The sequence below is a fragment of the Caulobacter sp. DWP3-1-3b2 genome (genome assembly GCF_049896325.1).
Taxonomy (GTDB): domain Bacteria; phylum Pseudomonadota; class Alphaproteobacteria; order Caulobacterales; family Caulobacteraceae; genus Caulobacter.
The window spans coordinates 20,461-38,165 of record NZ_JAFCUB010000038.1 but is presented as its reverse complement, the minus strand read 5'-3'; the positions used below and the strand labels follow the sequence as shown (position 1 = coordinate 38,165).

At 65.0% G+C, this 17,705-nt stretch carries 21 protein-coding genes and 3 pseudogenes; 9 read left to right on the top strand and 15 right to left on the bottom strand.

Features of this window, described 5'->3' with window-relative positions; genetic code table 11:
* From ACP7AG_RS18410 to ACP7AG_RS18380, 7 genes and pseudogenes are all read left to right on the top strand, one after another.
* A pseudogene (locus tag ACP7AG_RS18410) lies at nt 1-471 on the top strand (IS91 family transposase); the annotation flags it as partial.
* An 18-nt stretch (nt 472-489) separates the two neighbouring features.
* Complete coding sequence (locus ACP7AG_RS18405) at nt 490-765, top strand: hypothetical protein (protein WP_426032611.1); 276 nt, start codon at nt 490-492, stop codon at nt 763-765.
* Nucleotides 762-1,115, top strand: a complete 354-nt coding sequence (gene tnpB, locus ACP7AG_RS18400; protein WP_426032602.1) for an IS66 family insertion sequence element accessory protein TnpB — start codon at nt 762-764, stop codon at nt 1,113-1,115. The genes ACP7AG_RS18405 and tnpB overlap by 4 nt, the downstream gene beginning before the upstream one ends.
* Nucleotides 1,116-1,170: 55 nt before the next feature.
* A complete protein-coding gene (locus ACP7AG_RS18395) occupies nt 1,171-1,455 on the top strand; it encodes an outer membrane protein (protein ID WP_426032609.1) in 285 nt (94 codons plus the stop codon).
* Nucleotides 1,456-1,508: 53 nt separating this feature from the next.
* Complete coding sequence (locus ACP7AG_RS18390; RefSeq protein ID WP_426032600.1) at nt 1,509-2,366, top strand: class I SAM-dependent methyltransferase; 858 nt, start codon at nt 1,509-1,511, stop codon at nt 2,364-2,366.
* Between the two features lie 537 nt (nt 2,367-2,903).
* Entirely contained in the window at nt 2,904-3,755 is an 852-nt protein-coding gene (locus ACP7AG_RS18385) for a DNA polymerase thumb domain-containing protein (protein WP_426032598.1), read from the top strand.
* A gap of 32 nt (nt 3,756-3,787) precedes the next feature.
* Nucleotides 3,788-3,913 carry a hypothetical protein gene (locus ACP7AG_RS18380; protein WP_426032596.1) on the top strand — a complete coding sequence of 42 codons (126 nt, stop codon included), beginning with the start codon at nt 3,788-3,790 and terminating at the stop codon, nt 3,911-3,913.
* Here the strand turns inward: ACP7AG_RS18380 and ACP7AG_RS18375 are convergent.
* The 9 genes and pseudogenes from ACP7AG_RS18375 to ACP7AG_RS18335 form a co-directional block, all read right to left on the bottom strand.
* Nucleotides 3,910-4,125: an antirestriction protein ArdA gene (locus tag ACP7AG_RS18375; protein ID WP_426032593.1), complete on the bottom strand. Its 216-nt coding sequence runs from the start codon at nt 4,123-4,125 to the stop codon at nt 3,910-3,912. The two genes, ACP7AG_RS18380 and ACP7AG_RS18375, sit on opposite strands and share 4 nt — an antisense overlap.
* Nucleotides 4,050-4,436 (bottom strand): antirestriction protein ArdA, encoded by a 387-nt coding sequence (locus tag ACP7AG_RS18370; RefSeq protein WP_426032591.1) that lies wholly within the window; start codon nt 4,434-4,436, stop codon nt 4,050-4,052. Before ACP7AG_RS18370 ends, ACP7AG_RS18375 begins: the two co-directional genes overlap by 76 nt.
* Nucleotides 4,437-5,193: 757 nt before the next feature.
* Nucleotides 5,194-7,629: a response regulator gene (locus ACP7AG_RS18365; RefSeq protein ID WP_426032589.1), complete on the bottom strand. Its 2,436-nt coding sequence runs from the start codon at nt 7,627-7,629 to the stop codon at nt 5,194-5,196.
* A gap of 238 nt (nt 7,630-7,867) precedes the next feature.
* Nucleotides 7,868-8,945 (bottom strand): annotated as a pseudogene (locus ACP7AG_RS18360) (IS630 family transposase).
* 202 nt (nt 8,946-9,147) lie between these two features.
* Nucleotides 9,148-10,449, bottom strand: a complete 1,302-nt coding sequence (locus ACP7AG_RS18355) for an MgtC/SapB family protein (protein ID WP_426032587.1) — start codon at nt 10,447-10,449, stop codon at nt 9,148-9,150.
* Nucleotides 10,436-11,095, bottom strand: coding sequence for a ParB-like protein (locus ACP7AG_RS18350; protein WP_426032607.1), 660 nt, complete (start codon nt 11,093-11,095; stop codon nt 10,436-10,438). Before ACP7AG_RS18350 ends, ACP7AG_RS18355 begins: the two co-directional genes overlap by 14 nt.
* Complete coding sequence (locus ACP7AG_RS18345) at nt 11,095-11,526, bottom strand: hypothetical protein (protein ID WP_426032613.1); 432 nt, start codon at nt 11,524-11,526, stop codon at nt 11,095-11,097. Before ACP7AG_RS18345 ends, ACP7AG_RS18350 begins: the two co-directional genes overlap by 1 nt.
* Nucleotides 11,527-11,802: 276 nt before the next feature.
* A pseudogene (locus ACP7AG_RS18340) lies at nt 11,803-11,958 on the bottom strand (dodecin family protein); the annotation flags it as partial.
* Nucleotides 11,959-12,204: 246 nt separating this feature from the next.
* Nucleotides 12,205-12,510, bottom strand: coding sequence for a hypothetical protein (locus tag ACP7AG_RS18335; RefSeq protein ID WP_426032585.1), 306 nt, complete (start codon nt 12,508-12,510; stop codon nt 12,205-12,207).
* Between the two features lie 262 nt (nt 12,511-12,772).
* On the opposite strand from ACP7AG_RS18335, the gene ACP7AG_RS18330 reads away from it, so the two are divergent.
* Nucleotides 12,773-13,654, top strand: coding sequence for a phospholipase D-like domain-containing protein (locus ACP7AG_RS18330; protein ID WP_426032583.1), 882 nt, complete (start codon nt 12,773-12,775; stop codon nt 13,652-13,654).
* On the opposite strand, the gene trhA is transcribed toward ACP7AG_RS18330, so the two are convergent.
* From trhA to ACP7AG_RS18310, 4 genes are all read right to left on the bottom strand, one after another.
* Entirely contained in the window at nt 13,615-14,259 is a 645-nt protein-coding gene (gene trhA / locus ACP7AG_RS18325) for a PAQR family membrane homeostasis protein TrhA (RefSeq protein WP_426032581.1), read from the bottom strand. The two genes, ACP7AG_RS18330 and trhA, sit on opposite strands and share 40 nt — an antisense overlap.
* A 162-nt stretch (nt 14,260-14,421) precedes the next feature.
* On the bottom strand, nt 14,422-15,042 hold the full coding sequence (locus ACP7AG_RS18320; protein WP_426032579.1) for an exopolysaccharide biosynthesis protein: 621 nt from the start codon (nt 15,040-15,042) through the stop codon (nt 14,422-14,424).
* Nucleotides 15,043-15,128: 86 nt separating this feature from the next.
* A complete protein-coding gene (locus ACP7AG_RS18315) occupies nt 15,129-15,737 on the bottom strand; it encodes a YceI family protein (RefSeq protein ID WP_426032577.1) in 609 nt (202 codons plus the stop codon).
* 64 nt (nt 15,738-15,801) lie between these two features.
* Nucleotides 15,802-16,131 carry an ester cyclase gene (locus ACP7AG_RS18310; RefSeq protein ID WP_426032604.1) on the bottom strand — a complete coding sequence of 110 codons (330 nt, stop codon included), beginning with the start codon at nt 16,129-16,131 and terminating at the stop codon, nt 15,802-15,804.
* Between ACP7AG_RS18310 and ACP7AG_RS18305 the strand changes: the two genes are divergently transcribed.
* The gene (locus ACP7AG_RS18305; protein WP_426032575.1) at nt 16,027-16,257 is read left to right on the top strand and encodes a hypothetical protein; all 231 of its coding nucleotides are present in this window, start codon (nt 16,027-16,029) and stop codon (nt 16,255-16,257) included. The two genes, ACP7AG_RS18310 and ACP7AG_RS18305, sit on opposite strands and share 105 nt — an antisense overlap.
* A 246-nt stretch (nt 16,258-16,503) precedes the next feature.
* Here the strand turns inward: ACP7AG_RS18305 and ACP7AG_RS18300 are convergent, their stop codons facing one another.
* The gene (locus ACP7AG_RS18300) at nt 16,504-16,782 is read right to left on the bottom strand and encodes a chaperone modulator CbpM (protein WP_426032573.1); all 279 of its coding nucleotides are present in this window, start codon (nt 16,780-16,782) and stop codon (nt 16,504-16,506) included.
* Complete coding sequence (locus ACP7AG_RS18295) at nt 16,782-17,705, bottom strand: DnaJ C-terminal domain-containing protein (RefSeq protein ID WP_426032571.1); 924 nt, start codon at nt 17,703-17,705, stop codon at nt 16,782-16,784. The genes ACP7AG_RS18300 and ACP7AG_RS18295 overlap by 1 nt, the downstream gene beginning before the upstream one ends.

The following is a 17,705-nucleotide window of genomic DNA, read 5'->3' as shown; positions in this document are numbered from 1 at the left end:
CCTGCCGTCCACGGTTCTTCCTGCCCGTGCGCGTGCTCTCCCGGCTGTTTCGGCGACTGTTCCTGGAGAAGCTCGCCGCCGCCCACGCCGAGGGACGCCTGGCCTTCTTCGGCGACCTCGCCCGCCTGGCCGACCGCGCAGCCTTCGCCGCCCGCCTGGCCCCGCTGCGCCGCGCCGAGTGGGTGGTCTACGCCAAGCGGCCCTTCGCCGGACCCAAGTCCGTCCTGGCCTATCTGGCCCGCTACACCCACCGCGTCGCCATCTCCAGCAGCCGCCTGGCCGCCCTGGACGACAGGGGTCACCTCTCGCTGGAAGGACTACCGCCAGAACGGACAGGCCCGCCGTAAGGAGATGACCCTGGCGCCCGGCGAGTTCATCCGCCGCTTCCTGATCCACGTCCTGCCCAGCGGATTCCATCGCATCCGCCACTACGGCCTTTTCGCCAACCCCGCCCGCGCCGAGACCTATGCCGAGGGCGTTTCGGTGGCGATGGCCGCGCAGAGGTATGACGTCAGTCCGGGCCAGCTGTTCAATTGGCGTGCGCTAATGGGGCCGGCCGGAATGGGCCTGGCGGTGATCCCGTCGCAAAACGCTTCGCCGATTACGACGATTGAAATTACGCCCGAGGTCAGGACCCCGCCGCCGGCCGGGCCAACTGCCGTGATCGTCATCGACCTGCCGGGCGGCGCCCGGGTGACCGTCGATGCGGCGACGACCGAGCCCGCCCTTCGCCGGGTTCTGTTGGCCTTAAAGGCGACGTCATGATCTCACCGCCGTCTGGCGCGCGGGTCTACCTGGTGACCGCCCCGTGCGACATGAGGAAGGGCATCAATGGCCTGGCTGGCCAGGTCCAGTCCGTTCTCAAAGCTGACCCATACTCCGGCGCGCTGTTCCTCTTCCGGGGGAAGGCCGGCGATCAGCTGAAGGTCCTGGCTTGGGACGGCACTGGCATGTGCCTGTTCATCAAAAAACTTGAGCAAGGGCGGTTTATTTGGCCGCCGATTGTGGAGGGGCGGCTTCAGCTCACGGCCGGGCAATTAGCGCTTTTGCTCGAGGGCATCGACTGGCGGCGGACGGTTGCGCCGCCGGAGACAAGGCGGCCGGAAATCGCATAACAACGTATTGATTCCAGACGATAATCGTCGCCTCGGACTCTGAGCTTGGGTATACATCGGCGGCGGGATCGGCGACGCGACGGTGCATGTGACGACCAAGGCGTCCAAGCCGTTCGGGCCGCCGACGGCGCCGGTTCAATTGATCGACGACCACGTCCATGGCTTCGCCTGGCAAGCGGTCGCCGGCGTTGCCGTGCCGCTGTCCCCGCGCTGGGAACTGACCGCGCAGTATCGGTATTTCGATGCCGGCACGCTCCACGGGGACGATACGCGCGGAGAGGATTTCCAGACCAAGATCCACGGCCACAACGTCGATCTGGGCGTCCGCTTCGCCTTCTAGCCGGCGACCGCCCCCGGTTTGGACTCATTTCAATACTTCCGGAGACCCTAGCCATGACGGCATCGACGTTTCAGCAGCGCGGCGCCTGCTCGGCTGCGATCCCTTGGGACGCCGCGGCGGCCGGTTGGAACGAGCAGGCCCCGCTCATCCGCCCCTGGCTTGGCGAGGCGACGGCCACGATGCTCGACATGGCCGACATCCAGCCCGACATGCGGGTTCTCGATATCGCCGCGGGCGCCGGAGACCAGAGTTGTGACATCGCGCGCCGGGTCGGTCCCGGCGGGGCGGTGCTCGCGACGGACATCTCACCAAAGATGCTGGCCGCCGCCGCGGCCAGCCTGCGCGCCGCCAATCTCGATAACGTGCGCACGCTGGTCGCCGATGGCGAGGCGCTGGGTCTGGAGGACGCGAACTTCGACGCGGCTACGTGCCGCCTGGGCTTGATGTTCCTGGGCGACCCGCTGCGCGGATTGCAGAGCATCCGCCATGCCCTGCGCCCCGGAGGACGCTTTTGCGCCTTGGTGTTTTCCGAACCCTCCACGAACCCTTGTATGGGCCTGACCGTCTCGATCGCGATGCGGCATGCCGGGTTGCCGGTGGTCGATCCCTATCGGCCCGGAAGCCTCTTCAGCCTCGGCAAGCCGGGACTGATCCAGGCGCTTTTCAAAACGGCCGGCTTCGTGGACGTCGAGATGCGGCGCGTTGATGCGCCGTTCAGGCTGACGTCGCGCGAGGACTATCTGCGGTTCATCAAAACTGCCGCCGGTCCGGTTATGGCGATCCTGGACGCACTCGACGAAGCGGCGCGGCAAGCCGCCTGGGCGGAGATCGCGGAAGCGCTTTCGCCCTTCACTAGCGCGGCGGGCTGGGAAGCGCCCACCGAATTGCTGCTCGCGGCAGGTGCGCGATGAGCCGGGCCGGCCCTCCGAATATCCGCGCCGACATTGACACCGATGAGTTTCTGGGGGCAGCGGCAAGCCTTTGCTTGTCGACCTACAACGCCGGCCCTGGCCGCGCAGAACGCATGGTCGCACTCCTCGTCGATGGCCTACGCTACGGTGCGACACCCCGCTAAGCGTCAGCAGCAATTCAATATTGGAACCCCACCTCATACGTTTCAATGGTCGCTCTGGCGTTGCGGCAGGGCAGCGCCAGAGAAAGCCGTAGATCGCGAGCCTCGTTCGAGGCGTGGGGATTGCTCAGACGGCGCGGTCGCGGATCGGCCCAAGATGTCGCGGGCTCGGCGGCAGCGCCAGGGCCAAGATCCACGTCGTGCGCCGCGAAACTTCCATTAACCGCCCGGCCCTATCTCCGCCGATCTTGCCGCTCGAGCAGAGCTCGCAAATCCGCCCCGGTCAATCCGACAGCCTCCAGCCCGGCGGGTGAGGCCAAATACCAGCGACGCTTAGTTCCCGTTCCGTTCCAATGCTGCTAGAGTGGGAGCTGCCATGACCGCGACCCCGCGCAAGATCATCCATATCGACATGGACGCCTTCTATGCGTCGGTGGAACAGCGCGACGATCCCAGCTTGAAGGGCCGCCCGCTCGCGGTCGGCCGTGGGGCGCGGCGCGGGGTGGTGGCCGCCGCCACCGACACGGCCAAGCAAATCCGCGCCCGCATCCTGGAAGCCACGGGCCTGACGGCCTCGGCGGGGATTTCCTACAACAAGTTCCTGGCCAAGCTGGCCTCGGATCAGCGCAAGCCCAACGGCCAGTTCGTGGTTCCGCCGGGCAAGGGCGAGGCCTTTGTCCAGGGCCTGCCGATCGGCCGCTTCCATGGGGTCGGCGCGGTGACCGAAGCCAAGATGAAGCGCCTGGGCGTTCACACGGGCGAGGACCTACATCGCCAGTCCCTCACCTTCTTGCAGCAGCACTTTGGCAAGTCGGGGCCTTGGTACTACGCCATCGCGCGCGGCGAGGACCATCGCCCGGTGAATGGCGACCGGGTGCGCAAGTCCTCGGGCTCGGAGACGACGTTCGAGACCGACTTGACCGATCCGGCCGCCATCGAGGCGGAGGTCCTGGCCTTGGCCGACAAGGTCTGGGGCTGGTGCGAACAAGCGCAGGCGTTTGGCCGCACGGTGACGGTGAAGATCAAGTTCGCCGATTTCCAGCAGGCGACGCGTAGCCGCTCCGTCCCCGGCCCGGTGTCGGACCGCGAGCACCTGCGCCGCCTGGGCCGCGACCTGATCGGCTCGGTCCTGCCCTCGCCCAAGGGCGTCCGCCTGGTGGGGGTGACGGTGTCCAATTTCCAAGCCGCGCCAGTCGAGCGCCTGGGCCAACCGGCGCTGATCGGCTAGCGTGCCATTCCGCCCTGCTCTAGGTTCCCTCAATGCCCCCTCGCCTTCGCCCCGCCGCCCGCCTGCTGACCCCCGCCGGCTGGGCTAGCCTGCTGGCCGTGGCGCTGATGGTCGGCGCGGCCGCCTGGGCGTTGATGGTCGTGCTGCCCGGCGCCTAGCGCGACCAGAAAACATGGACTTCGTCGTGGGCGGTCTCCACGGTGAAGACCTTCCCGTTCAGCCGCGCGTCCCGCCCCATGGCCTCCCAATCGATATAGAGACGCAAGGCCTCCGGGATGGTCAGGGTTTCCTCGGTCATTTCCTGATAGCAGTCGGCCAGGCTTTCGAAGACGCCACGATAGTCCTCGTCCAGTGCGCTCGCCGCGTCCACGTCCCCACAGAAGTGCTCCAGCACCAAGGCCCCAGGGTCCCACCCTCGCGCAGGAAACTGGCGATCGCCACCACCTTGTCGACCCCGGCATATTCGGCGATCTCAACCCCGCCAAAGCCCTCATGATCGTGAATGGCGTACTCCTCGGCGCCCGCCACGGGCGAGGCCTTCAGCATCGCGTTGGTGGCGTCTCGCACGGCGTCGGCGTCATCCTCGACATCGATCCAGACGCCGTGCAGCCAGCCGTTGTTATAGGCCGCCAGACAGGCGACATAGATGCGGGGTTTCAGCTTTTCAGTGGCTTGTCCCATGATCTTCATCCTTAAAGCAGGGGTTCAACATGAACCCTTGCCCGTCGGCGAGACCGGGGGTGCAAGCGGAGGGGCGGCTTCGCGGGGACCCGGCTGGCAGGCCGGCAAAGCCGGCCGAAGCTGGGCGGAAGACGATCCAAAGCGCGCCGGGGGCGGAGCCCCAAGCCCTTCGTCGCCCCTGACGGCGGCTGCTCGTCACCCTTATGGCTTATGTTGTTGGTCCTCGTCAGGCGACACGTCGGACGTTGGAACCGGGTGATGGATCGTGCGCTTTCCTCGGCCGACATGGATTTCGGTCTACTCGGATCCTCGATTCACGCCCTGAAACGATGGGGTTGCACCCGGTGCTGGCAATGCTGGCCGCCGGAGCAAAAGCACATGCAGATCCTTGAGAAGGGTGGTGAACTGCCTCTAGAGCATCATCAGCGGCATCGTAACGGACCAAACCGGCCGCCTGCAGCAGCGACAACGGCCAACAGCGCATCGCCCGCGACCCCACGGGACCAGCGCGCCGCTCAAATCCCCATAGGCTGCTACCGCCATCCCGCGGGTCAGACTTCGAGCTTTCTCAGACACCCGCCCTCGGGGTTAGCCCCGTCGCCGCGCCTGGCGGGCGTCCAAGAAACCTAAACAGATGCGGAAACTCAGTCGGCTCCAGATTCCGGACGTTGAGCCGAAAGCCGCAATCGCGAGCTCCGGCCCGAAAACAACATGCGCCGGGCTCCGCGGTTTGTCGTTAGACCGCGACTACAAGGTCCTAGAGGTCTCGATCTGCAACCCGTTGGAGCAGCCCAAATAGCTCATCAAGCCGTATGGGCTTATCGAGGTGCCCATCCATGCCGGCTTTGCGGTACTCGACCAAAAACTCGCTCGCCGCGTCGGCCGACAGAGCTATGATCGGAGTTCGCGATCGGCCGTGGGCCTCTTCCCAGAGACGCATCGCCCGGGTCGCTTCGATGCCGTTCATCTCAGGCATCCGAACATCCATCAGCACGAGATCGAACTTGCCGTCCTGAAAGGCGCCTAGGGCTGCGGCCCCGTTGGCCGCTATTTTCAAGTCAAACCTGGTACCTTCCAGCATGGCGGTGATGAGTTGCTGGTTGGCGGCGTTGTCCTCGGCGAGAAGAATCCGCAGAGGCTCGTCTACCGCCACGTTTTCAACCGTTTTGAGGTGGGTCAACCGAACCATGGGCTCGCCGCCGCACGTAGGCGACAACTGGCTTTGCAACTGTCCGTCCTCCAACGTCCATTCAAGCTTAAGCAGCCGTCCCAGAGCGTCCAGCAGCTCTGAGTTGTCGATGGGCTTGCTTATGAAGGCATTAGCTCCGCCGGCGAGCGCAATGCTCTCGGCATGTTCGGGGCTGTCGGCTGAGTTCGCCAAGACAGCGATGCCCTTCAAAGAATCCATCATGCGCAGCATGGCCGTTGTCTGAAGCCCGTCCAGGACGGGCATCCTCAGGTCCATCAAGATCAAGTCAGGCGATACGGCTTGCGCCCGCTGCAGCGCCTCGACGCCATTGGCTGCGATGGAAACTTCAAACCCGAGCTGGATCAGTAGATCCCGGACAACGTTACGGCTGTCGTTGTTGTCATCCACCACAAGTACGTGGCGGCGGGGGCCGGAATATCCCCGGACCTGCTCGATCGCCAACCTGCCAGCCGCTGCGGGTCGTTCTGCCAGAGGGAATGTCACGTCGAACCAGAAACTTGTGCCCTGCCCGACGCGGCTGCGCACTTCGATGCTGGAACCCATCAAATCAGCGAACTGCCGGCTTATCGTCAGCCCAAGCCCCGTACCGCCCTCCTGAGTGCCCACGGCGCCCACCTGCTCGAAGGGGCGGAAGATTAGCTCCAGCTCGTGCTCTGCAATCCCGGGGCCGCTGTCCTGGACTTCAAATCGGATGGTCGCGCTCTGTTCAGTGCGCCGCAAGTGGCTCACCACCAGCGACACCCTCCCCTCCTCGGTGAATTTGACCGCATTAGACAGCAGGTTCAGAAGGATCTGACGCAGGCGCTTTTCGTCGGCCTGAACGGCGCTGACCACGTCGTCGTCGATCAGACAGTTGAATTTAAGTCCCTTCTCTTCGGCCCGCACGCCTATCATCTCGCAAACGCCAGCAGCCATCGCCTGCAAGTCGGTCGGCGCGGGATGCAATTGCATCTTGCCCGCTTCGATTTTTGAGAGGTCGAGCAGGTCAGTGATTAGGGAGAGTAGATGCTTTCCGCTGCGGTGGATCGTTCGAACCGGCTCCACATGGCCGGCCGACAGGTCAGCGCGCAGGAGCAACTGGGCATAGCCCAATATTGCATTCAGGGGCGTCCTCAGCTCGTGGCTCATACTAGCCAGGAAGTCTGACTTGGCCCGGCTGGCTCGTTCGGCCGCAGCCTTGGCTTGCTTCAGCACGGCTGTGTCCTGCCTGGCCTTTCGGAAACGAACGAGCATGTAAAGCAGCAGCGCTACGCCCCACACGACGAGGATGCCCAGATAGAGTTGCGCAGGCGTCGCGGCCGAACGCCGGAGCTTGATGGAATTGAGACGAAACGCGTACCGCCCAGGCGCAGCTGAGGCCCCGGTCGAGATCTCGATTCCAACGATGTTGTCCAGCTGACGTCTCGCCAACTCGGGCTGAAGATTTTTGCCCTGTAGCCACCATTCAGCGACGCTGAAGTCCTCTGCGTGAAAGACTAGCCTCTGCCCCCCTGGCTTTAGACTGAAATCTACTTTGTTGACTTTATTTGTCGAGCGGTCCCCCGGTTTGGAGTACCGGTCGTCGCGGTTCTTCAGGCCCAGGCGGGCCGTCGACGGGGGTCCGCTATAGGCAAATTCAAGCTCGATGCTGTCTAGGTTACGGAGGTCTAGCCCGGGGCGTGTCCCATATCCGTCGAACGCCACCTCGTAACCACAATACATGCTAGGCGCGCCAGGTCTCAAAGCGCACGTAAAGCGCAGAGGTTTATCTGCATCTTCTAGTGTTGAGGCGCCGCCGCTCGCCTGATCCGCATAGCCGCTGTAAAGGAACTCTCCAGCCGTCGCTTGGGAGATCAGGATGTCGCGGCCGAAAATCTGCCGCTGGAAGCCAATCACGGCTACCGTAAGCAACAGCAGCGCCAGCAGGGTGATTTCGGCCCCGTGACGGGCAATGCTCCCGCTGAGATCGCGCCCGGGTTGCTTCGGAGCCTTCCTGGCTTTCATCTCGTCACCCCCTGTAGCTTTGCTGTGCCTGCGTATCGATTAGCGGTGAACAAATTGCGCTCTCGCGTCCCCAACACGCTGTTGAGGCCCAGCCTTCACAACGGATTTCGCCCCGCCATCGTGCAGGACGCAATCTGTAGTAGACTCTTGTCGAGACCACCCACGGGATGAGCGGCGGATGCAATGCAGCATTGTGGTCGGTGAGACTGGATGTCGCAGGTGCTAATACCAATCGCCCCTAGCGTGAACCTGTGGCCCATTGGCGATGTCCGATGGATTTGATGCGGTCTGGCTCGTCGATGAGGCTGTTGGAGGCTTCGCAGATGGCTTGGACGATGGCGTCGTGGTCGTCGAACACCCGGTTGGAGAGGAAGCGCTGTCGCAGATACTGCCAGACGTTCTCGGCGGGGTTGAGCTCGGGTGAGCGTGGCGGCAGGGGCAGCAGGGTGAGGTTGTCGGGCGGTCTCAGCTTTTGGGTGGTGTGCCATCCGGCCTGGTCGAGGACGACCACGCCATGGGCGCCCGGGGCGACCTGCAGGGCGATCTCGTCGAGCTGGAGTTGCATGGCGGCGGTGTTGGCCTTCTCGCAGGCCCAGGCCGCGCCCACCCCACGCGCGGGACAGATGGCCCCGAACAGATAGGCGCAACCGGTCCGCAGGTCGGCGATCTGGCGGGGCCGCGTCCCGGCCTTGCCCCAGACCCGCGTGCGGTGGGTCTTTTGACCGACCCGCATCTCGTCCTGGAACCAGACCTCGACAGGCGTGGCGGGCGTCAGGCCAGATTGAATACGCGCCAGCGCCCCTGCGAAGTTTTTTTAAGATCCACCTGGGCCTGGACGTCCTGGCGATAATGCTGGGGCCGGGCGGTGATGTGCGAAAAGCCCAGCCGCTTGAGCAGCTTGCCCACCGTACGCTCGTGCACCTGCACCTCGAAGCGCTCGGCGATCATCGTCTGCAGATCGCAACACCGCCAGCCCGCCACGCCCTTGCGCCCCGCTGCCTCGGGCCCGGCCTCCACCAGCGCGCCCAGGGCCTGCTCCTGTTGCGGCGACAGACATCGCCGGCGCCCGGCGGCGGACGGTTGATCAGGCCCTCCGGACCCAGGGCGCTGAACCGCAGCGCCCAGTCCCGCAGCGCCCAGTCCCGCAGCATCTGCCGGTCCATGCCGGCCAACTCAGCCGCTTCGGCTCGACTGCGGCCTTCATAAACCGCCGCCAGCGCCGGCAGGCGCCGCACCTGACCTGGATCCTTGGCCCGCGCCGCCAGCTGACGGGTCCGCGCCGCGTCATAATCGACCCGAAGCTTGATGGCGGACATCCACGATCTCCCTTGCAACCAGGAGAGTGAATCACTGTCCGGCCAGTCAGGGAATCCTGTCGGAGTCAGAGCTAGGGGCTTTTGGTATTAGGTGTGAGCTCTTAATAGGTTGTCCATCCGACCCTGACCGGGGAAGCTGGGGTTGCGAAACCTCAGAGTCTCAGGAGGGGTCGGATGGGCGAACCTCGTTGATGGCGCGGTTTCAATGGGCCGGCCCCACCCAATCGAGGGCGGTCGCGCCGGTCAAGACGGCCAGCAAGCCGCCGAGCCAAAGCCCCGCCAGGAGAAGCCCGACGCCGATCGTCACGTGCCACCCATAGGACCGACTTCCCGCAATGAACGCCGTCGGGATCTTGACCGCCATGTTGGTGGTGAGGGTCAGGACAACGCCGAGCGCTGCGGCGGCGACGGCCAGGCGGCCTCCCGCCAGCAGCGTCGCCATTGAGACAGAAGCCGCATGGGCGTCGGCGAGCCCCATGACTGCGGTGCCGATGAGCGCGCCAGGGGCTCCAAGCCAGCGGATGAGCAGCTCCGAGGCCAGACTGAAGCCCCCGACCAGCGCGACAAACAACAGCACCGCGCCGCCGTTGAAGGCTCTACCAACGGCTTCCGGCTTCGTGATCGGCTTTGGCGTCCTATGGACCAGCAAGCCGGCATAAATGAACATCAGGACTGTGGAAAAGCCTAACGGGGCCGCCAGGATGACGACGAGCCTGGGGCTGACGGCGCCAATGATCGCTGCCAGATAACCCAGGCTGCCGATCATGGACGCAACCGCGCCGGCGGCGCTCGCCGCGGCCAGGTCGGGTTGATCTTTGGATCTTGCGCCCATGGCCGCCACTGCGGCCGTGCTGGACACCAGGCCTCCGGCTAGGCCGGCGACAAGCAGCCCATATCGCCCGCCGAGGAGACGCTGGGCGACATAGCCGAGGAAATTGAGCGCCATCGCAACGACGGCCAGTCGCCAGAGCGTAAACGGGTTGAGCAATCCGAACGGATCGATCGCCCGATTGGGCAAGAGGGGGAGAATGACGATGGCGGCGATCGCCAAGGTCAGGGCGTCGAGCAGTTCCTGATCCGTGATCCGTTCGCGCACGAAGCGATGCAGTTGAACCCGAAACGCCAGAAGCGCCGCCACCACGACTCCCGCTTCCAAGGCAACGGCGGGTCTGGTCTGCGCCAGCACCCCGAGGACGTAGGTCACGACAAGCGCCACCTCGCCGGTGAGCCCGGGATCCTTGCGGTCCCCAAGAGCGTAGGCTGTCAGCGCGCCGATGGCGACAAAACTTCCCGCCACCAAGATAAGACCCGTATTGCCGATCAGGGCGGCGACGCCGCCCAGCAGGCCAACAAGCGCAAAGGTGCGCAGCCCCGCAGGCGAGCGTGATGCCCCCTCGCCCTTGCGGCGTTCGCGCTCCAGCCCAATCAGCAGTCCGACAGCCAAGGCGACAAGCAGCGGCCATTCCGGTCGGCTCAACAAGGGCGCCGCGTCAGCGGGCGACATTTGGCGATGCCGAAGAAGCGCTGGCATCCAGGTTCCAATGTGGTTCTGCCATCCAGCCCGGTAGGCCGCGAGCCGCCGGTGTTCTCGCTAGGCTAAGCGCTCGACCAAGCGCCCACTCGAAATCCATGGCGACGGCACTGGAAATACGAAGGCGCAGGAAATCCGCCCAGGCGAACTCGCAGAAAGGCGTCGATCTTTTGGCGAAGCCGCCGGCCCGTCGAAGCGCGCTGGCCAAACTCCGAAAGGGGTCATCGCGGGGGTCGTCGATCTCTGCGGGAATCTCGCCGAAGGCTCGGCGTCGTCCCGCCGCGTCATAGGGATGGCACCACCCCCTGGCGTCAAGAACCCGCCAAAAGTCATCGGGCCGAAGGGCAGTGAAATCCGCGATCGGCCGAATGAGGACCTCATGCACGCCCTCTTCCCCGACCGCGCGCACAAGATGGTGGCGATCGACTAGGTACATCACCCCCGCCGGTCCTCGGACGATGGGCACGACCAGACGCGGCGCGCCCCGCAGTCCCTCTTTTCGAATGCGAGATCGCCACCGGAGGCGCTTTTGCGCCACCTCCCGGAGGCCCACGGTCATCTGTGTGGGATGTAAGTCGGCTATGGGTGCCCAGTCTGGTCTAGGAGGCGGGCTTGTCATCAGAGCCTCGACGACGTGTGGATTTCGCCGACCACGGCGATTCCGTCGTCTGCCGTCAAAGTGCTCATCACTGGCCTCGGCGTCGGCCTTGGTTGGGTGGACCACGCCGTCACGGTGTCGAGGCGGCGCATAGAGCGTGTACAGCTTGAGCGACCTCGACCCAGTATTGATAATGTTGTGGCTCGCGCCGGCCGGCACGATGATCGCCTCATCCCGCTGATCTTGGAGCGCTTGCCGTCGATCCAGACCTCGCGTTTGCCCTTTTCCGCGCGGAAAGACTGGTCGTGTCCGACGTGCGTCTCCGCACCGATCTCTTGGTTCGGCTTCAGCGCTATCAGCACGAGTTGCAGATGCTTTCCTGTGTAACGGACGCGCCGGAAGGCCGCGTTTTCCAAGGTCAAATCCTTGATGCCGTCGACAAAGCCTTTCACGAGATTCCTCATAGGATAGCGTCAGCGGTCGCCTCCTGGTTGGCGGCTCTTGGGGTCATTGCTGGGCGTGCAGTCGTCGGCGCGACCTCCCCGAAATCAATATGCGTTCACCATTCGTCCTGAACTTGGGCGCCTTGTCGTTGACCGAAACCATGGGCGGGGTGCAACGACGCATCTGACCCCAGGCGCGGTGGCCGAAACAAATCAGGTTGGCGGAGGCATAACTAGGCGCGGTGCTATGAGTTGAGCGTCCAAGGGCGCGATCGAAGGTGCAGATCAACTCTCGTCTTCGACAGCGAAGGTGATCTTCGCATTGACCCGGTACTTGTCGATGCGACCGTTTTTGACGGTAGCCTGCAGATTCTCAATGTAGATCGAGCGGATGTGGCGCAGGGTCCGCGCCGCGTCATCGACCGCTTGTTTGGCTGCGTCTTCCCATCCGTCAGATTATTCCGCCAGTACCTCTACGACCTTGAGTGTCGACATAAAAGCCTCCTGTCCGTTCGTCGGCGACGCGCCGACAGAGACGGGAAAGTAGGTGGCCAACGACGGATCGCATTGACCAAGATCAAACCCGCCATATGGGGGATTTGAAATCATCGCGGGGAGTGGCGACGAATTGCGAGTCGTCGGGGGCAGTCTAGGATTTGGAGATGTTCGGTCTCAGGTTGGGCCCATCTATTTCCCAGACGGTGGTCGAGCGGCGGCGGCGGGGCCCTCAGTCTGTCGGCGACGGCGCTGAGTGACGACGACGGCGCCAGCGAGCAACAGGCCTGCGAACATCGCGATAGCCCTCTTAGGCCGCGCGGCCGCATAGGCGACGAACCGATCCAGGAGCTTCACCAGAGCAACGGGCGCGAAGGCCAGTGCGTCCCCAATATCTTCTCGCGTATCGGAAAGATCATGGGTCAAGCGATAGGCGACATCGCGAATAGCGGTAGTGAGCTCGTCTAAGTCTTCATGTTTTTCGGGGTCCGACTCCATCCCAATCCCTCTTTTAGAAACCGCGACCAACTCGCGGTGGACTCTCGCAGAGGTACCTTAAACCCTTCTGGATCAGAACCATACCTGCGGAGCACCTTCGAGGATCGCCGGGTCTTTCCCGGCACCAACGTCAAGTTCGTGCTGGACGGCAGGCCGCCGGTCGGCGGCTGTCATCACCAGAAGAGGCTGCAGCCCTGCCCGCCGGTCAAAAGCCCTCGCTGGCCCGGCCCCATCCCGCCGGCCTTCCATGATATCACCGCCGGTGATCTCCCGCACTGGGGCGGCTTGGAAGAACTATCCGCAAGTCAGGGAAAACGAGGCCCTGCACATCGCTTCGATCCGGGCGGCCAAGGCCTGCATCTATATGGAGAACCAGTATTTCACCTCGCCGCTGATCGCCGCCGAACTGGCCAAGCGGCTGAAGGAGGCCGAAGGCCCCGAGGTGATCCTGGTCTCGACCGAGCATTCGCCCAGCTATTTCGACCAGTTGACCATGGACAAGACCCGCCTGGTGTTCATCCAGACGCTGACCTCGGCCGACCGTCACGGACGCTTACGGGTCTACAGCCCGGTGACGACCCTGGGCCGCACCATCATCGTCCACGCCAAGCTGACGATCATCGACGATGTGCTGCTGCGGATCGGCTCGGCCAATATCAACAATCGCTCGATGGGCTTCGACACCGAATGCGACCTGTCGCTGGAGGCGACCTCGGCCGTCCACCGCGCCGAGATCACCCGCCTGCGCGACACGCTGCTGGCCCACTGGCTGGGCTGTGTCGAAGACGACCTGAAGGCGGCGATCAAGGGCGCCGCCAGCGTCGGCGAGGCGCTCGATTGCCTTCGCAACGCCGGCTATTGCCGGCTTCGCCCGATCGCGCCGGCGCCGCTGAAGCCCCTGGCGGCCTTCATCGCCGCCCATCACCTGGGTGACCCGATCGGCCCCGAGGATTCCTGGCGACCCTGGAAACGCCGCCCGGCCGCCAAGGCCGAGGCGGCCAAGGCGCGGCGGCTGGCGGGCTGGCCCAGCACGCGTGTCGGAGCCAGGTCCCCATCGGATTGGCCCGTTAAAAGGCCGTGCCGCCGCGCCGACGACGCGATCGATCAAACCCGGAGCACCGCCAACAACACGGCGGACCAATGAACGGCGGCGGCGGCGACCACGTGGCCGTGCCAGATGGCGCGGCGATATCGCAGCCGCTTGTTGGCGTAGTAGCCGACGCCCGCGGTGTAGAGCAGGCCGCCCACGCCCAAGAGGATGACCGGCGCCAAGCCGATGCTGGGAAACATCGGCTTGAGCGCGACGACGATCAGCCAGCCCAGGGCCAGATAGACCACCACCCAGAACCCCTTGGTGAGCCCCGGCAGGACCAGCTTGGCGGCCGCGCCCAGGATCGCGATGGTCCACACGGCCGTGGTCATGCCCCAGGCCCAGGCGCCGGTGAGGTGCTGGGTGGTGAAGGGCGTGTAGGAGCCGGCGATCATCAGGAAGATGCCGGCATGATCCAGCCGCCGCAGCACGGGCTGATAGCGCTCGATCGCGAAATTGTAGGCCGTGGACAGACACAGCATCGCCAGAAGGCCCAAGGCGTAGATGATCACCGCCCACAGCCTGCCCGCCCCGCCTGCCCCGATCGACAGGCCGATCAACACGCCCGCGCCGAGCAGCGCCAGGCCCAGACCACACAGATGGACGATCAGGTCGGCGCGCCGGGCGCCGGGCGTTTCATAGTGAGGCTGGTTATCCAAGCATGGCTTCCGGCGGCGAGCGACGTTCAGGCGGTCGGATCAACATCGTCGATGCGGCCGTGTCCTGGGCTTTGCGCGCCCTCAGGCACGATCGCCCACCAAGTGCGCCGTCAAGGCTAGCGTCAGAGCGGTGGCGAAATGAACCGAGCATCGGCCATCCCGTCAGAGCGCGGCCAGGAGGTGATCGGCCACCACCAGGACACCCTTGAAGCCGAGCGAGATCACCAGGACCGCCAAGGCCAGAAGCCCGTAGCCCGCCAGCACCAGAAGGCCGTCCCTGCGAGTCAGCCCCAGGGCGAACAGGCCCAGCGCCGCGGCCGGCGCTAGGTTGGCGAAGGGAATGGGCAAGACCAGGATAAGGGCGATCAAGGTGCAGGCCACGCCGATGACCCTAACACCCGGTCCGCTGGTCAGGACCATGAGGCGTGGGCGCATTACCTTCTCACCGCGCGCGATGGTGGGCATCAACCGGTTGATCAGTTTCACCAGGTCGGCGTGCTTGATCGATTGCCGCCTCAGCGCCTTGGGCAGCCAGAGACGTCGCCGGCCCAGCACGATCTGCGGCGCAACCAAAAGCAGCGGCAGCGACAGGACCATCGAAAAGCCCGGCGGCAGAGGCAGTAGCACCGGCAGGATCAGCAGGAAGAGCACCGGACCCAACCCGCCCTCGCCTTCCACGCCCGCCAGGATTTCACCCAGGGTCACGCGCGTCTGGTCTCCGGCCAGCAGGGGCCGCAAGGTCGCCGACAGGGTCTGGGGCGCATGCCCGGCGTGTTTGGTCATCGGCCAGGCGCGCGGCCCGCGACCCGGATGGACCTGGCCCCCCTCGCCAGCTCCAAACGGATGCCGGCGGACTTGCCGCCGCTCAACTACTTGGTCTTCTCGAAGGCGGCGCTGATGCGCAGCGATGTCTCGTCGCCGACCATGGGCACGTAGGTCTTCACGCCGAAGTCAGAGCGCTTCAGCGTGGTCGTGGCGTCGAAGCCGACGGTGTAGGCCTTGTCGAGCGGGTTGACGCCCGACCCGTTGAAGCTGGCCATCAGGACGACCGGCCGGGTGATCCCGTGCATCGTCAGATTTCCCGTGATCGTCGCCTTGCCGGCGGCGGTCTGGACCACCCTGGTCGAGACAAAGCGCATCGTCGGATAGGTGGCGGCGTCGAGCCAGTCGGCGCCCGCCAGCTCGCCATCGAGGGCCCGGTTCGTCGTCGAGACCGAAGCGACCGGGATGGTGACGTCGAGCTTGCTGGCCGCGACGGTCTTGGGATCGAGGCTCAGCGAACCGCTGACGCCGGTGAAGTCCCCGTAGAAGCTGGTGAAGCCTATGTGCTTGACCGCGAACTGAACGCGGGTGTGCGCGGGCTCAACGGTGTAGACGCCGGCCACGACGGCGGCCGGGTTGGTGCTGAAGGTGTCGGCGGCGACGGCGCTGGTGGCCAGGGCGAGCAAGACAGCGGTGGATGCCAGGATACGGTTCATGGTGACCTCTAGAGAAGAATTATGAGCGGCGAGGAACAGGTCGGATCACCAGGCGCGTTCTCGCCTACGGCCCGACGCCGATCTGGGCCATGAGGCCGGCATTGTCCCAGAAGAGGTATTCCTCCTGCATGACGCCGTCCTTCCAGTGAGCGACGGTGTTCATGGTCAGTTTGAAGGTCTTGCCGGTCGGCGCGATCACCTTGCCGCCGCCCGGGTTCATAGGCTTGGAGAACGTGCCCTCCATGACGCCGATGACCGACGTCCATTCGCCGGACTGAATCTTGACGGGATGGACGTGGATCTTGGTGTCGGGCGCGAAGGTGAAAAGACCCTTCAGTTCGTCGACATGGGCGGGGATGCCTTGGCTGGTATGGCCGTCGGGATAGTGAACCAGAATATCCGACGCATGGCTTTCCTTGAGGCGATCCCACTTGTGGTTCGAATAGACGTCGAAATCGAGCGTATCGAAGGTCCTCAGGTGCGCTTGGCCAATGCGTTCGGCCGCCCGGTAACGGGCTAGGGCCTGGGCGTCCGACTTGGCTGGCGACCGCCGACCCGGCGCTTGCCAGGATCGTCACGGCGGTCAGAACGAGCGCCGCGCCACGGCGAATTGCGAAATTCATGGTCTCTCTCCGTTCAGTGAATTTGCAGCCGGGCATCGCGGGCGTCTGGACAGGCTTGGCGCGACCCGTATCCGGCCTGAACGCAGGCGGTCCCACAAGCTTCGGAAATCCCCTAGGCGCCGCCGCGAAGACAAGGGGTGAGGTCAATCTTGCCGCGACACCGGAGCGTTGATCCGGCCGATTTGCCGCCTCAGATCGTAAACCTGATCCAAGAGCAGAAGGACGACAGGGAGCGCCGCCTCATTGACCTCAAGCTCGTCGCGCAACTCAAGGATCAACTTGACCCGCGCCACGTCGATGTCGGCAAAGCGGTAGGCGCCGTCGCGTCCGTCGGGCTTGATCCAGTTGTTGGCGATCCAGCGTTCCAGATCGCTTTTCGGGAGACCGGGGATCACGGTGAGCAGGACCTCGACGCCGATCATCAGGGCAGCTCCATCGTCTGTCTCGGCTCGAAAGGCTTGGCGGGCCGCCAGGTCTTGAGGAAGGCTTCCAGGGCCGGATCGGGCGGCCCGACCATAATCCGCAGGCGGGCATAGAGGTCGCCAGCGGGGTGACCGCCGTGCGCCGGCACGCCACGTCCCCGCAACCGCAGCTCAAAGCCGCTGTCGGAATGGGGCGGAATGCGCAGCTGCACGGAGCCGCCGGGCGTCGGCGCCGCGACCGGGCCGCCCAGCACGGCCTCGGCCAGGGTCACGGGCAGCAACATGCGGATGTCACGGCCGTCACGCTCGAAGAAGGCGTGCGGCGCGACATGGATCTCGATCAGGGCGTCGCCGCTGGCCCCCCCATTGTGGCCCGCCTCGCCCTGCCCTCTCAGCCGCAAGACCTGCCCGTCCGTCGTCCCGGAGGGGATGACCGCGTCCAGGGCGCGGTCGCCCGGCAAGGTCAGTCTTTGGGTGGTGCCGTTCACCGCGCTGAGGAAATCGGTTTGCAGCGTGTAGCGCTCATCGCGGCCCCGGGTGGGCCTCTCCCGGCCACCCCGCGCGCCGCCCCCGAAGGCTGACCCGAAGATGTCGGCGAAGGCGTCCTCATCCCAGCCCCCGGAATAGGCCGCGCCGGGTCCGTAGCGCGTGCCCGCTGGCCCTTCGGCATGCTCGCGGTAGGACGACCGCGGCGCCTGCGGCTGTCCGGACGCATCGATCTCGCCACGATCAAAGCGGCCGCGCCGGTCAGGATCGGACAACAGATCGTTGGCCGCCGAAACGGTCTTGAAGCGTTGCTCGGACTTGGCGTCACCCGGATTGAGGTCTGGATGGTGCTGCTTGGCCAGCTTTCTGTACGCGCTGCGGATCTGAGCGGCGGTGGCGTCCTTGGCCACGCCAAGAGCCTTGTAGGGATCCTCCAC